The following is a 14,640-nucleotide window of genomic DNA, read 5'->3' as shown; positions in this document are numbered from 1 at the left end:
TTCTTGTTGTTTACACGCGGTCGATGATCTTCTCGCCGAACAGACCTTGCGGACGGAACAGCAAAAACACCAGTGCCAACACATAGGCAAACCAGATTTCGATACCACCGCCCACATAGGGGCCAAGGTAGACCTCAGAGAGTTTCTCGCCCACACCAATGATCAAGCCACCAATAATGGCACCGGGCACCGATGTAAGACCACCCAAAATCACCACAGGCAAAGCCCGCAGCGCAACGGTGGTCAGTGAGAACTGCACACCCAGCTTAGAACCCCAAATCATCCCGGCCACCAGTGCCACAACACCGGCTACGCACCACACAATCACCCAAATACGATTGAGTGGAATGCCAATGGACTGAGCGGCCTGATGGTCATCAGCCACTGCACGCAAAGCGCGGCCCGTGGTGGTCTTTTGAAAGAAGATACTGAGCAAAATCACCAAGCCACCAGCAATCGCCGCAGCAATCACGTCTTCTTTGTTGACCAGCACGCCACCAGGAAACACCGAATCGAACAGGAATACGGGGTCTTTAGGCATGCCAACATCAATCTTGTAGATGTCGCTGCCAAAGAAGGTTTGGCCCAAACCTTCCAAAAAGTAGGTAATGCCCAATGTGGCCATCAGGAGCGTTGCCCCCTCTTGGTTGACCAGATGGCGCAGCACCAACCGCTCAATCACCCAAGCCACCACAAACATACAGGCCCCGGCAATGACAAAAGCCAGCAGGTTAGCCACCAGCATGTTGTCTAAACCCAGCCATTTAGGAATCCACTCGGAGAAACGTGCCATTGCCAAAGCAGCAAACAACACCATCGCCCCTTGGGCGAAGTTGAACACCCCAGAAGCCTTGTAGATCAATACAAAGCCCAGAGCCACCAGCGCATACAACATGCCGGCCATCAGGCCGCCAATCAGGGTTTCAAGAAAAAAGGCCATTTTTTATTCTTCCTGCGGTTAGTGGCTGGTGCCCAGATAAGCGCGGATCACGTCTTCGTTGTCGCGCACTTCTTGCGGCTGGCCGTCCCCAATTTTTTTGCCGTAGTCCAGCACCACCACACGGTCAGAGATGTCCATCACCACACCCATATCGTGCTCAATCAGCACGATGGTGGTGCCAAATTCATCGTTCACGTCCAAGATGAAGCGGCACATGTCCTGCTTTTCTTCCACGTTCATACCGGCCATCGGCTCATCAAGCAGCAGCACTTGCGGCTCCATCGCCAAGGCGCGGCCCAAGTCCACACGCTTTTGCAAGCCGTAGGGCAACTGGCCAACAGGGGTTTTGCGGAAGGCTTGAATTTCGAGAAAGTCGATGATGTGTTCGACAAACTCGCGGTGTTTTTCTTCTTCGCGCTGGGCGGGGCCAATGCGCAGCGCCTGCATCAACAGATTGCTCTTGATCTTGAGGTTGCGCCCGGTCATGATGTTGTCGATCACGCTCATGCCCTTGAACAATGCCAAGTTCTGGAACGTGCGACCAATGCCCATCTCCGCCACTTGGCGGCTGTTCATGTGGTCAAACTTTTGTCCCCGGAAGGTGATGGAGCCTTCGGTGGGGGTGTAGACACCGTTGATGCAATTGAGCATGGAGCTCTTGCCAGCGCCGTTGGGGCCAATGATGGAGCGGATTTCATGCTCACGCACATTGAACGAGATATCGGTCAGCGCCTTGACGCCGCCAAAACGCAGGCTGATGTTCTGGATGTCGAGGATGACGTCGCCAATCTTCTTATCGCTCATGGGTTTCCTCAGGCAGCGGCTTTCACCGGGGTGAATGTTTTGGCATCCGAAAGCTTGAGCGTGGCACTGACACTGCCAGTGCGACCATCCTCAAACTTGACCACGGTCTCGATAAATTGCTCGGTGCGGCCCGCATACAGCGCATCCACCAACACAGAATACTTATCGGCAATAAAGCCCCGGCGCACTTTATTGGTACGGGTGAGTTCGCCATCGTCGGCGTCCAACTCTTTGTGCAGAATCAAGAAGCGGCTGATCTGGCTGCCTGCCAGCAGGGCATCACTGGCCAGATCGGCATTGGTCTTTTCTACACACTCACGGATGAACTCATAGACCTCGGGCTTTTGTGCCAAATCGGTATAACCGGCATAAGGCAAATTGCGCCGCTCGGCCCAGTTGCCCATGGCCTCAAAGTCAATGTTGATCATCACGCAGACGCGGTCGCGGCCATCGCCTAAAGCCACCACTTCTTTAATATGCGGGAAGAACTTGAGTTTGTTCTCCACATACTTGGGAGCGAACATGGCTCCGTCATGAGCGCCCCCCTTGAGGCGGCCCACATCTTTGACGCGGTCGATGATCTTGAGGTGGCCGTGGGCATCCAAGAAGCCCGCATCGCTGGTGTGGTACCAGCCATCGGGGGTGAGCACTTCTGCTGTGGCAGCGGGGTTTTTGTAATACTCTTTAAGTAACCCAGCCGACTTGACCAAAATCTCGCCGTTGTCAGCCACCTTGATTTGCACGCCACGAATGGGCACGCCCACGGTGTCGGCACGGGCTTGGTCATCGGGGTGCAGGCAAACAAACACCGCTGTTTCGGTGGAACTGTAGAGCTGCTTGAGGTTGATACCAATAGAGCGGTAGAAGGTGAACAAATCGGGGCCGATGGCCTCACCAGCGGTGTAGGCCACACGCACCCGCGAGAAGCCCAGGTTGTTGCGTAGCGGGCCATACACCAGCCAGTCACCCAAAGCGTACTTGAGCTTGTCGATGGCGCTCACGCTCTCGCCATTCATCAGTGCCGGGCCAACGCGCCGGGCCAGTGCCATGCAAGATTCAAACATTTTGCGCTTGAAGCTGCCTGCATCTTCCATGCGGATGGTGACACTGGTGAGCAGCCCTTCAAACACCCGCGGCGGCGCAAAGTAGTAGGTGGGGCCAATCTCTTTGAGGTCGATATTGACGGTGCTGGCCGACTCAGGGCAGTTCACCACATAGCCACAAGCCAGCCACTGGGCATAGCTGAAGATGTTTTGCCCAATCCATGCCAACGGCAAATAGGCCAGCACTTCTTCGGTGTGATTGAGCTTGTCAAACTCGGCCCCAGCAGTGGCACGGTCTAGCAAGGTGCTGTGGGTATGCACCACGCCCTTGGGGTTGCCCGTGGTGCCGGAAGTAAAGAACATGGCCGCCACGTCTTGCGGCTGGCTTTTGCTCACTTCGTTGCGGAACCACTGTGGATTTTGGCTGGCAAAAGCAGCACCCGCTTCGATCAGGGCATCGAACGAGGCCAAGCCGGGCTCGCTGTATTTGCGCAAGCCACGGGGATCATCGTAATAAATATGGGAAATGGCTGGGCAACGGTCACGGATTTCCAGCAGCTTGTCCACCTGCTCCTGGTCTTCCACCACTGCAAAGCGCACTTCGGCATTGTTCAGGGGGTAGACACACTCTGCGGCCACCGCATCTTGGTACAACGGTACCGGGATCGCCCCCAACGATTGGGCAGCCAACATGGTGGCATAGAGATGGGGCCGATTGGCACCGATCACCACCATGTGTTCGCCTCGGGCCAAACCAGCCTGGTGCAGGCCTGCGGCCACCTGTTCTACCAAACGGGCCAAGGCAGCCCAAGTGTGGGTCTGCCAGATGCCATATTCTTTTTCGCGCAGTGCCGCGGCATCGGGGCGCTCGGCAGCGTGCTGAAGTAGCAGTTGCGGAAACGTGGTCTTCATTCCGGGTCCTAAAAGGTTCAAGGGATGGCCGGTGGGGGCCAACGTTGGCAGGCCACGGGTGCCTGCAAGTTTCACCGGAATGGTAGGGAGCAATTTGACGTCAGGTTGTCTTTGCGACGACAATTGCAGGGTTTATCCTTGGTGGGTAAAACCCTTGTTCGTTGCTTGTCTCAGCGAATCAGGCGGCCATCACGGCCTACCACCGTCAACTCGACAAACCGCGAGGCACTGCGGTCTGGGCTGGTGGCGTGAACCTCAAACCCCCCCAAATCAAACTTTTTCAGCCCCCAACTGGCATCAATAAACGCACTGCGCGTCGCCCCTTTGCCTGCCCGTTGCAACACTTCGGCAAACACCCGCGCATTGATATAACCCTCTAAGGCTTGGTGTGAGGGTTCAGCATTGGCATCAAGGTTCTTGAGTGCCTTGACAAAATCGCGGGCCACCGCAGTCGTGGCATTGGTAGGCAATGGCACTACCTGTGAGATCGCCATGCCCTTGGCATCGGCTCCCAAGGTCTTGATGTTGGTGGGGGTGCCCAACACCGACAGGGCATACAAACTCACACCCCGGCGCAACTTGCGGAAATGCTTGATGAATTCCAGCCCCGGCTTGCCCGCCAGCCCCACCAACACGGCCTCTGGATTGCCCTCGGCCAGCAAGGTGGCGGCTTTCTCGGCATCGGAGGCATTGCTCTCGACCGTGGTGGCTACCGGCTCAGGCAGTTTGGCCCGTTGCATGGCCAGTTCTGCCCCAGTAAACACTTCCCGGCCAAAGGTGTTGTTTTGGTAGACGATGCCAATCCGACGAATGCCAATCGTGGCCAAGTGTTGCACCAGTTTGTCGGCCTCGTCAGCATAGCTCGCACGGATATTGAACAGGTGGCGGGCACCCGCTACGCGCGAAACCTGCCCGCCGGTGAACGGCGCAAAGAAGGGGATGTTGCCATCCTTGAGCCGGGGCAACATCTCTTCCACCATGGGCGTGCCAAAACAATTGAACAGTGCAAAGCAGTCTGGATCGTTCAAGAATTTTTCCAGATTCAGCATGGCCTTGGGCACTTCGTAGGCATCGTCCAAACTCTCGAGCTTGATCTGGCGTCCATGAATACCGCCGCGTGCATTGATACTCTGAAAAGCCGCCATTGCCCCTTGGTGCAATGCCGAACCCAGATCACCCAATGGGCCCGTCAATGCAACCGATTGGCAAATTTTGAGCGCACCTTCCTGTGCCCACACAGCAGGGGCAGCGCAAGCCGGCAGGGCCATCGCGGCGGCCAAAAAACGGCGACGGGCCAAATGAACGGGAATATGTTGGGAAACTGTCTCGGTAATTGCTTGGGATGTCATGGTGATATCAGCTCCACAATGGAGGGAAAAGGTCTTGCCGGTAGGAAGGGTGGGGGATGACTGCATCGTGACCCACAACACATACACGGGTCTTGCATCATCGGCCAGTGTGCAAGCAAAAGCTGTCTTTATGCCGACAATGTGTCTCGTGGAAATCCCGCATCGACCGTTGACCCCAGCCACTACCCCATGACCCACGAATTGTCTCTGCACCAACGCCGCCGCCCCCCCACCACCGAAGAAATTCAAGGCATTCCTTGGCTGGCCTCTTTGCAAACCAGTGAGCGCGAACGGGCTATTGACGCACTGCAGGTGGGAGATGCAAGCCCTGGCGATTACGTCTGTCGGGTAGGCCGCCCTGTAACCTACTGGTTTGGCGTGGTGGAGGGATTGCTCAAGATGAGCAACGACAACCCCGATGGGGGTACCATGACCTTTGCGGGCCTCCCCCCTGGAGGCTGGTTTGGTGAGGGCACAGCCATGAAGCGCGAGCCATACCGCTACAACGTACAAGCACTGCGCAACAGCGCAGTCGCTGGACTGCCGATTGACACCTTCCACTGGTTGCTGGACCACTCGATTGGTTTTAACCGCTTTGTGATGAACCAACTCAATGAGCGTTTGGGCCAATTTATTGCCGCACGCGAGATTGACCGGCTCAACAGCCCAGATTTGCGCGTGGCACGCAGCCTGGCAGCCCTGTTCAATCCGGTGCTGTATCCCAGTGTGGGGCAGGTGCTACACATCACACAACAAGAATTGGCTTATCTGGTGGGCCTGTCACGCCAACGGGTCAATGAAGCCCTAACGGCCCTAGAGCGACAAGGGGCCATTCAGGTGGAATACGGAGGGTTGCGGGTGTTGGATTTGGCTGCCTTGCGTTGGCATGTCTTTCAGGCGGGAGAACACCGCAAGGCCCATCGCAGAAAACGCTGAGCACATCCACAGGACACTGGTTTGCAGAGTCGATCTTTAAGAGTTATAACAAACGCCTTTGCCAAAGATATAGATTCTGCCTATGACACGGACATCCCTGCCCCCATCTCGCCTGCTCTGGCTGACTGTGCTGCCTTGGGTGCTGGCTGGTTGTGCCAACTCTCCTCCCTCTACCGAGGCAGATGCTGGGCGCAGTGCCTCTGTCAATCCCGCCCCAACCCGTCCACTCGGGCGTGCGCCAGAGTTGCTGGCTGTGACGGCGTCTATGGATTTGATTCGGTTTCAGGCCGACCAGCCCCGGCAGATCGTGCAGCGCCAGCGCATCCAAGGGCTGCCTACAGGCCAGTCACTGGTAGGAATCGATTTTCGGGTGGCTCGCGGTGTGCTTTATGCCTTGTCACAACAAGGGCAGCTCTATACCTTGCACCCACAACGGGCCACACTGCAAGCCGTCGGCTCCACTGCGTTGGCTCTGCCCACGGGCAGTTTTGGCCTTGATTTCAACCCCACCGTCGATAGGCTGCGGGTGACTGGCCCCGATGGTCTGAACCTGCGTTTGCACCCAGACACAGGGGCCGTGGTGGATGGCGACCCAGCCCAACCCGGCCTGCAAACCGATGGGCGCCTGCATTACGCCCCCGGTGACACCTACGCGGGGCGGCTGCCCGACATCACTGCCGTCGCCTACACCTACAACCAACAAAATGAAAAACTGACCACCAATTACGCCATCGACAAAACCTTGGGCACGCTGGCTGTCTTGGGTTCGTTGGAGGCTACCCAGCCGGTCATATCACCCAACACTGGGCAGCTGCACACGGTGGGCCCCTTGGGTTTGGGGGCGCTGGCTGAAGCCAGCTTGGATATCTCTGATGTATCCAACCAAGCACTGGCTGCCATACGCAGCCTCTCGCCCTCGGCACCAACCCGGCTGTACCAGATTGACCTGGCCACAGGTCGGGCCAGAGCGTTGGGAGTGGTGGGTGATGGAGAGGCGCTGCTAGGCATCGCCATCGTGCCATGAAGAAGGCTTGGCCTCAAACCGCCCGCTATGGCACTGCACTGCTATGGGCCACCACTCTGGGCATCGGGTATGCGCAAGCGGGCAGTGTGCACATAGAGGTGCAATCACCTACCGGCCTGCCTTTGGCACAAGCCGTGGTCTATCTCGAGTCTGCCCAAGCCCGGCGGCAGGTCAAACCACTGCCCCGACTGGAGATGGCACAGGAGAAAAAACGCTTCGTCCCGCAGGTGCTGGTAGTGCCCGTGGGCAGCGAGGTCTCCTTTCCCAACCAAGACACCGTGCGCCACCATGTGTACTCGTTTTCGGCGGCCAAGAAATTCGAACTCAAACTCTACAGTGGCACCCCCGCCGATCCGGTACGCTTTGAACAACCAGGTGTGGTGGTGCTGGGCTGCAATATCCACGACCAGATGGTGGGCTGGATCGTTGTAGTGGAAACCCCATACTACGGACAAACGGCGGCCCACACAGGCCGTGTGCAAATCGACCATGTGCCTGCAGGCAACTATCGACTGCGGGTTTGGCACCCCCGCCTGCCAATAGATGCCCCAGCCACAGACCAAGCACTCACCGTGGGAGCTACCGACACCGTCTCGGCCACCGTCCAGTTGCAGGAGTTAACACCTTGAACTGGCGTTTGGCTACTTGGTCTCGCAGCCTGATTGCACGGCTGGTCGGAATCTCACTCTTGTTGCTGTTGATGGTGCAAATAGCTGGCTTTGCCGTGGTGCGCAACAGCATTGACCGCAATGCCCGCAGCCAAATTGCCCACACTTTGGACACCGACGAAAACGTTTGGCGCCGCTTGCTCGAGCAAAACGCCGAACGCTTGCGCCAAGGTGCCACACTGCTGGCTGCAGATTACGGTTTTCGGGCTGCAGTAGGCTCTGGGGATCAGCGCACCATACAGTCTGCCCTAGAAAACCACGGTCAACGCATGGGCGCTGCAGTGGCGGCCCTGCTAGACACCAAACTGCAAGTGCGCAGCGTCAGTAGTGGGCAGGGCATGGGCGCCTTTGACCGTGCTCTGGCACAGGTGCTACCGGCCCTGTCCGCAGGGCAACAAAACAGCCAAATCACCACGGTCAATGGCTTGCCATACCAGTTCGTGTTGGTGCCCATGCGGGCGCCAGTGCTCATGGGCTGGGTGCTGATGGGGTTTCCGATCAATCAGACCTTGGCCGACGAGATGCAGCAATTGCTGGCTGTGCAAGTGGCCTTGCGTGTGCATGGCAACAACAACAGCCAATGGACTGTACCGGTCAGCACCCTAGGGGACGATGCACTGGCGGCACTGCGCCAACACCATGGCCCCATCACTGAACTGACCAATGGTCACGATACCCTGCTGGTGCGCTCGATTGCTCTGGGTCGGGATGGCCCCGAGCAAGCACAAACCCTGCTACTGCGTTCGGTAGATGCCGTGGTGGCACCGTACCGGCAATTGCAATGGCTGCTGGCAGGCATCACCCTGACGGGCCTGCTGCTGTTTGCATTGGGGCATGGCCTCATGGCACGCTGGGTGACTACACCGTTGCGTTCGCTGGTGCTGGGCACACAGCGCATTTCACGCGGTGAGTACGACATGCCCGTCGAACACACCAACCGCCGTGACGAAATCGGCTTGCTGGCCCGCTCTTTTGATCGGATGCGCATTGACATTGCCGAACAACAAGCAGAAATCCGCCATCTGGCCTACTGGGATCGCCTGACTGGCCTGCCCAACCGCGAGCGATTTCGCAACACCGTATTGGCCGCCATTGCAGCCCATGCCGACTATGGCCCCGAGGCCACCACCTTGGCCGTCATTACGCTGGACTTAGACCGCTTCAAACATGTCAACGATGTGCTAGGCCATGCCTTTGGCGACAAACTGTTGCAAGCCGTAGCCAAGCGCCTGCGAGAGCAAATCATGGCCCATGGCGACATGGTGGCCCGACTGGGAGGCAATGAATTTGCACTGCTGTTGCGGCGCACCAATGCCAGTGCGGCCATGGTGGTGGCGCGCAGCATTACCCAATCTTTTGAGCGTCCCTTGGCATTTGGTGACCAAATGGTGGACCTGAGTGCAGGCATTGGCATTGCTTGTTGGCCCGACGATGCCAACGATGTAGACACGCTGCTCAACCGCTCTGAGATTGCCATGTATGTGGCCAAACGCAAACTCGACGGCCCACAAGTCTATGACCCGATCATGGACTCGTCCAGCGCACAAACCTTGTCGCTGTTGACCGAGCTGCGCCGCGCCATTGAACGTGATGAGTTGCGCCTGTACCTGCAACCCAAGGTGCCATTGCAAGGCCGCCCCGGCATGGCCGCCGAAGCCTTGGTGCGCTGGCAGCACCCACAGCGCGGCTTGGTTCCACCGATGGACTTTATTCCTTTTGCCGAGCAGACGGGTTTTGTGCGCCAGCTTACGTTATGGATGTTTGAAGAATCGGCACGGCTGCTGGCCGACCCCCGTACCCAAGGCATCGGACTGCGGGTATCGGTCAACCTCTCTACGCGCGACCTGCTAGACCCCGAATTGTGCGAGCGCCTGCAAGCCATGTTGGCACGGCACAACGTACAACCCCACGACTTCTGCCTCGAAATCACCGAAAGCGCCATCATGGACGATCCGCAACGGGCCGAGGCCATGCTCAATCGTCTGTCACAGCAGGGCTTCAAACTCTCGATTGACGACTTTGGCACGGGTTATTCCTCGCTGGGCTACCTCAAGCGACTGCCGGTGGATGAGCTCAAGATCGACAAGTCTTTTGTCATGGGCATGGAGAGCGATCAAGATGACGCCATGATTGTGCGCTCCACCATCGATCTGGCGCACAATCTGGGCCTGAGCGTGGTGGCCGAAGGGGTGGAGAATGCTGCCATCCTGGAACGCCTGCGTACCCTGCGCTGCGACGAGGCCCAGGGCTACCATGTTAGCCGCCCACTGCCGGTGGATGCCTTCCTGTCTTGGCACGCCCAGCGTGCCTGGGCCCAGGAAACCGCCCGTTGAGGGCACAGCCTTAGCCATCGTTCATGTCTTCTGATACTTCCCGCCCTTCGGGCCCGCCCCGTCCCAGCACTGCTGCCCGCCCAGTGTTGCGCCGCCCAGTGCTCTCTGCACCGGTCAAACCTTCGCCCGCCGCTGCGCCACCATCTGGCCGTTCGGCTCCACCCGCGCGTCCTGCTGGCGCCTCCCAGCCCACCACAGAAGGCACCCGCCTGAACAAACGACTGGCCGAACTGGGCTTGTGTTCACGCCGCGAGGCCGACGACTGGATTGCCCAAGGCTGGGTGCTGGTCAATGGTCAGGTGGCTGCCATGGGCACCAAAGTCACCGCCCACGACCATGTGGCTGTGGAGCGTGCTGCCCAGCGCCAACAGGACAGCCGTGTCACCATCTTGCTGAACAAGCCCATTGGCTATGTATCGGGCCAAGCAGAAGATGGCCACCAACCTGCTGTAGCCCTCATCAACCCCCGCACGCACTGGCGCCAAGATGCCAGCGGCCTGCGCTTTACGCCACCGCACCTGCGGGGCTTGGCACCTGCGGGACGGCTCGATATCGACTCAGTGGGTTTGCTGGTACTCACACAAGATGGCCGCGTGGCTCGGCAAATCATTGGGGAGGACTCCGTGATGGAAAAAGAGTACCTGGTGCGTGTGGTGTACCAAGGGCCGGGGCCACTGCGGCCCCTCTCCCCTGACGAGCGGGCCGCTCCCTTGCTAGAAATCCATGAAAACGACCCGGTCAGCACCAATGTGCAGGCCGTGTTTCCACGGGCGCAGCTGCAACGCCTGCGCCATGGCTTGAGTTTGGACGGGCAGATGCTGCAACCCGCCAAGGTGGAATGGCAAAACCCTGAGCAATTGCGTTTTATCCTGACTGAAGGCAAAAAACGCCAGATTCGGCGCATGTGCGAACTGGTCGGCCTGAAAGTGGTGGGCCTCAAGCGTATCCGCATTGGCCGGGTGGTACTGGGCAACCTGCCTGTGGGCCAATGGCGCTACCTAGGGCCACACGAGCAATTTTGAAGCCCTCTGGCAGCCATGCCAAACCACTGTGTTTCCTCACCATTGCGCTACAGGCACGATACAGTGACAGACATTGTTTTTTAAACAACCCTTCTTTGTTTTCCAGGAGATGCCACCATGAGTTCCCCCAAATACCGACTGGTTACCCGCAGCGATTTTGATGGTTTGGTCTGTGCCGTACTGCTCAATGAGCTGGAGATGATTGACGACATTCTGTTTGTCCACCCCAAAGACATGCAGGACGGCAAAATCGAAATCACCAACCGTGACATCACCACCAACCTGCCCTATGTGGCAGCAGCACACTTGGTGTTTGACCACCACGAGTCTGAAACCGTGCGCAACACTGGCGAACGCGCCAACCACATCATTGAGGCCCATGCCCCCTCGGCAGCACGGGTGGTGTACAACCACTTTGGTGGCAAGGCTGCCTTCCCGCGCGTGACCGACGAGATGATGCTGGCGGTCGACCAAGCCGACTCGGCGCAATACTCGCGCGAAGACGTGCTCAATCCACAAAAGTGGACACTGCTCAACTACCTGATGGACTCACGCACCGGGCTAGGGCGCTTTCGGGAATTTCGCGTCAGCAATTACCAGCTGATGATGGACTTGATCAAATACTGCCGTGACCACAGCATTGAACAGATTCTGGCGCTGCCCGATGTGCAAGAGCGGGTAGAACTGTATTTTGACCACGCCGAAAAGGCCAAGGAACAAATTCTGCGCTGCGCCACCCAACACGGCAATTTGGTCGTGCTCGATTTGCGGGGCGAAGACACCATCTGGGCGGTAAACCGCTTCATGATTTATGCGCTGTTCCCCACCGCCAACATCTCCATCCATGTGATGTGGGGACTGCAAAAACAAAACACGGTTCTGGCCACTGGCAAATCCATCCTCGACCGCAGCAGCCAAACCCATGTGGGCAACCTGATGCTGGAATACGGTGGCGGTGGTCACAACGCGGCGGGCACCTGCCAAATCAGCAACGACCAAGCCGATGCTGTGTTGCAAACGCTGATTCAGCGCATTAACGCCGACGGCTGAGCCCCACACTTGCCCACCGCTTCACCTCTTTGCCCAAGGGGTGAGGCCTGCGCTGACTCCCCAACTGCGATTGCCTATTGAACCCAGCGTTGCAAACAAGACATGCAGCCGCACCATGGGACATGGTGGGCAACCCTGCCACGCATTAGGCTTTAAGGAACTCAGCCTTACCACCCAGCCAGCGGGCAATGTGGCGTTGGGCCAACTCGGGGTGTTGCTCCAGCATCTGTGGTGCTAATGCTCTGGCCCAATCCAACAGCAGGGTATCTGTGCGCAGGTCGGCAAAGCGTAACATGGCATCCCCAGATTGGCGCGCGCCTAAAAATTCGCCAGGGCCACGAATCTCCAAATCGCGGCGGGCAATTTCAAAGCCATCGTTGGTCTCAACCATCGCCTGCAAACGTTCACGGGCTACCTCACCCAAGCGGCCACTGTCGCCGGTGGAATAAAGCAACACACAGGCCGAAGCCACTGCCCCCCGCCCCACCCGGCCACGCAACTGGTGCAACTGGCTCAAGCCAAAACGCTCGGCGTGTTCAATCACCATCAGGCTGGCATTGGGCACGTCTACGCCCACCTCAATCACGGTGGTGCTCACCAACACCCCCATCTGTCCAGCACTGAAAGCGGCCATCACTGCTTTTTTCTCGGCACTGGGCATGCGTGAGTGCAGCAGCCCCACCTGCACCCCTGGCAAGGCCGCAGACAAATCGGCATGGGTGGCCGTGGCATTAGACAGGTCGAGTGCCTCGCTTTCTTCGATCAGCGGGCACACCCAATAGGCTTGCCGCCCAGCGGCAATCTGCGCCCCCAAACGCGCAATGAGTTCATCACGGCGGCTATCACTAATGGTTTTGGTCACAATGGGTGTGCGCCCTGGCGGCAGCTCGTCAATCACCGATACATCCAAATCGGCGTAGTAACTCATGGCCAAAGTGCGCGGAATGGGGGTGGCCGTCATCATCAACAAATGTGGCTCCATGCCATGCGCCGCCAACTTTTGCCGCAATGCCAACCGCTGGGCCACGCCAAAACGGTGCTGCTCGTCAATCAGGGCCAATGCCAGATTTTTGAAACGCACCTGTTGCTGAATCACAGCATGGGTGCCAACAACCAAGGCCGCCTCTCCATTCTCAATACGCTCGAGCATGGCTGTGCGCTCTTTCTTTTTTTGCCCACCCACCAGCCAAGCCACCGATTGACCACGTGCTGCCAAAATCGGCTCTAGCCAGCCAATCAGTTTGGCAAAGTGCTGCTCGGCCAGAATTTCGGTCGGTGCCATCAGGGCGCACTGCCAACCCGCATCGATGGCAATGGTGGCGGCCAGCGCGGCCACAACGGTTTTTCCCGAACCCACATCGCCTTGCAACAGCCGGTGCATGGGCACCGGGCGGGCCAAATCACGGGCAATTTCTTCCCCCACACGGCGCTGGGCTGGCGTCAACGCAAAGGGCAAGACCGCCAACAGCTGCTCGGGCAGAGACAAAGTCTGTGGCCCGGCCCCACGGGTCTGTAACACCGGAGCACGCAACTGCGCCCGTTCACGGCGGGACTGTGCCTGTGAAAGCTGCTGTGCCAACAACTCCTCGGCCTTGAGGCGTTGCCAAGCCGGGTGGCTGTGGTCTTCTAATGTGGCTAATGCCACATCCGGTGCCGGATGGTGCAAAAACACCAGTGCCTCACGCAAAGTCCACAGAGCCTGACCACTACCGATAGGGTCATGCCATTGCAAAGGGGGAGAGGGTGCCCTAGAGGGCAAAGTTTCAGACAGGTCTACCCGGCCCAACGCCATAACAATGGCGCGGCGCAGGTATGGCTGGGGCAGGCCCGCAGTGGTCGGATAAATTGGCGTCAAGGCCACCGGCAGCTCCCCCCCCGCCAGCCGAAAGGCTGGATGCAGCATTTGCCGACCCCAGAAGCCCCCTTTGACTTCACCCCGAATCCGCAAGCGCACCCCCACCGCCATGGTCTTTTGTTGCGATGGATAAAAGGTGAAAAAACGCAGCTCACAGGTGCCCGTACCATCATCGACCAACACCCGCAACTGGCGGCGTGGATGCAGCACAATTTCTGACGTGGTCACCGTGGCCTCGATCTGTACCGTCTGACCATCACGGGCTTGGCTCAATGGAACAATGCGGGTTTCATCCTCATAACGCAGGGGCAAATGCAACGCCAAATCAATAGAGCGCACCAGCCCGAGTTTGCGCAACGCTTTTTGCGGCCCGCTCAAGGTTGCAGGCGCAGGGGATGGGTGGGCAGGAGCAGAGGGCGCGGCAGGCATACAGAGATTCTGACCGATAGCAGGTAGCGCAACCGCCATATTGCTGACCCCATAGCGACTGCGGGGCACGATACGAATGCAACACAGAACGTTCTCGCGGCGGGACATCGCCATCCCACCGTAGGAATCGCCATCTTTTAGGGGGGAGAGGATGTCCAAACCCGACCATATGGACTTATGCTGAAGCAGTGGCGATGGCCACCTGAATTGTGCGCAGCAACCACCACGGTGGCTACCACCACAATCTGCCGTATGGGCCAGTACTCTGTTGGCAT

11 protein-coding genes are annotated in these 14,640 nt (G+C 58.3%); 6 read left to right on the top strand and 5 right to left on the bottom strand.

Annotation, left to right across the window (positions count from 1 at the left end; all coding sequences use genetic code 11):
• Positions 1 to 10: 10 nt before the first annotated feature.
• The 4 genes from ACFO6X_RS00165 to ACFO6X_RS00150 all read right to left on the bottom strand — a co-directional run bounded on the left by ACFO6X_RS00165 (position 11) and on the right by ACFO6X_RS00150 (position 5,048).
• Positions 11 to 940, bottom strand: coding sequence for a branched-chain amino acid ABC transporter permease (locus tag ACFO6X_RS00165; RefSeq protein ID WP_382428849.1), 930 nt, complete (start codon positions 938 to 940; stop codon positions 11 to 13).
• Between the two features lie 18 nt (positions 941 to 958).
• Entirely contained in the window at positions 959 to 1,744 is a 786-nt protein-coding gene (locus ACFO6X_RS00160; RefSeq protein WP_382428847.1) for an ABC transporter ATP-binding protein, read from the bottom strand.
• 8 nt (positions 1,745 to 1,752) lie between these two features.
• A complete protein-coding gene (locus tag ACFO6X_RS00155) occupies positions 1,753 to 3,699 on the bottom strand; it encodes an AMP-dependent synthetase/ligase (RefSeq protein ID WP_382428845.1) in 1,947 nt (648 codons plus the stop codon).
• Between the two features lie 170 nt (positions 3,700 to 3,869).
• Complete coding sequence (locus ACFO6X_RS00150; RefSeq protein ID WP_382428843.1) at positions 3,870 to 5,048, bottom strand: ABC transporter substrate-binding protein; 1,179 nt, start codon at positions 5,046 to 5,048, stop codon at positions 3,870 to 3,872.
• A 189-nt stretch (positions 5,049 to 5,237) separates the two neighbouring features.
• Between ACFO6X_RS00150 and ACFO6X_RS00145 the strand changes: the two genes are divergently transcribed.
• From ACFO6X_RS00145 to ACFO6X_RS00120, 6 genes are all read left to right on the top strand, one after another.
• Complete coding sequence (locus ACFO6X_RS00145; protein ID WP_382428841.1) at positions 5,238 to 5,984, top strand: Crp/Fnr family transcriptional regulator; 747 nt, start codon at positions 5,238 to 5,240, stop codon at positions 5,982 to 5,984.
• An 82-nt stretch (positions 5,985 to 6,066) separates the two neighbouring features.
• Entirely contained in the window at positions 6,067 to 7,008 is a 942-nt protein-coding gene (locus tag ACFO6X_RS00140; protein WP_382428839.1) for a DUF4394 domain-containing protein, read from the top strand.
• A complete protein-coding gene (locus tag ACFO6X_RS00135) occupies positions 7,005 to 7,637 on the top strand; it encodes a methylamine utilization protein (protein WP_382428837.1) in 633 nt (210 codons plus the stop codon). Before ACFO6X_RS00140 ends, ACFO6X_RS00135 begins: the two co-directional genes overlap by 4 nt.
• Positions 7,634 to 10,009, top strand: a complete 2,376-nt coding sequence (locus ACFO6X_RS00130; protein WP_382428835.1) for a putative bifunctional diguanylate cyclase/phosphodiesterase — start codon at positions 7,634 to 7,636, stop codon at positions 10,007 to 10,009. Before ACFO6X_RS00135 ends, ACFO6X_RS00130 begins: the two co-directional genes overlap by 4 nt.
• A 23-nt stretch (positions 10,010 to 10,032) precedes the next feature.
• The gene (locus ACFO6X_RS00125; RefSeq protein WP_382428833.1) at positions 10,033 to 11,031 is read left to right on the top strand and encodes a pseudouridine synthase; all 999 of its coding nucleotides are present in this window, start codon (positions 10,033 to 10,035) and stop codon (positions 11,029 to 11,031) included.
• Between the two features lie 117 nt (positions 11,032 to 11,148).
• On the top strand, positions 11,149 to 12,081 hold the full coding sequence (locus tag ACFO6X_RS00120) for an exopolyphosphatase (protein ID WP_382428831.1): 933 nt from the start codon (positions 11,149 to 11,151) through the stop codon (positions 12,079 to 12,081).
• Positions 12,082 to 12,226: 145 nt separating this feature from the next.
• On the opposite strand, the gene recG is transcribed toward ACFO6X_RS00120, so the two are convergent.
• Positions 12,227 to 14,365: an ATP-dependent DNA helicase RecG gene (recG, locus tag ACFO6X_RS00115; protein WP_382428829.1), complete on the bottom strand. Its 2,139-nt coding sequence runs from the start codon at positions 14,363 to 14,365 to the stop codon at positions 12,227 to 12,229.
• Positions 14,366 to 14,640: the final 275 nt, after the last annotated feature.

It is taken from the genome of Giesbergeria sinuosa, assembly GCF_042652905.1.
Taxonomy (GTDB): Bacteria; Pseudomonadota; Gammaproteobacteria; order Burkholderiales; family Burkholderiaceae_C; genus Simplicispira; species Simplicispira sinuosa.
This window is presented reverse-complemented; position numbering and strand designations above follow the sequence as displayed.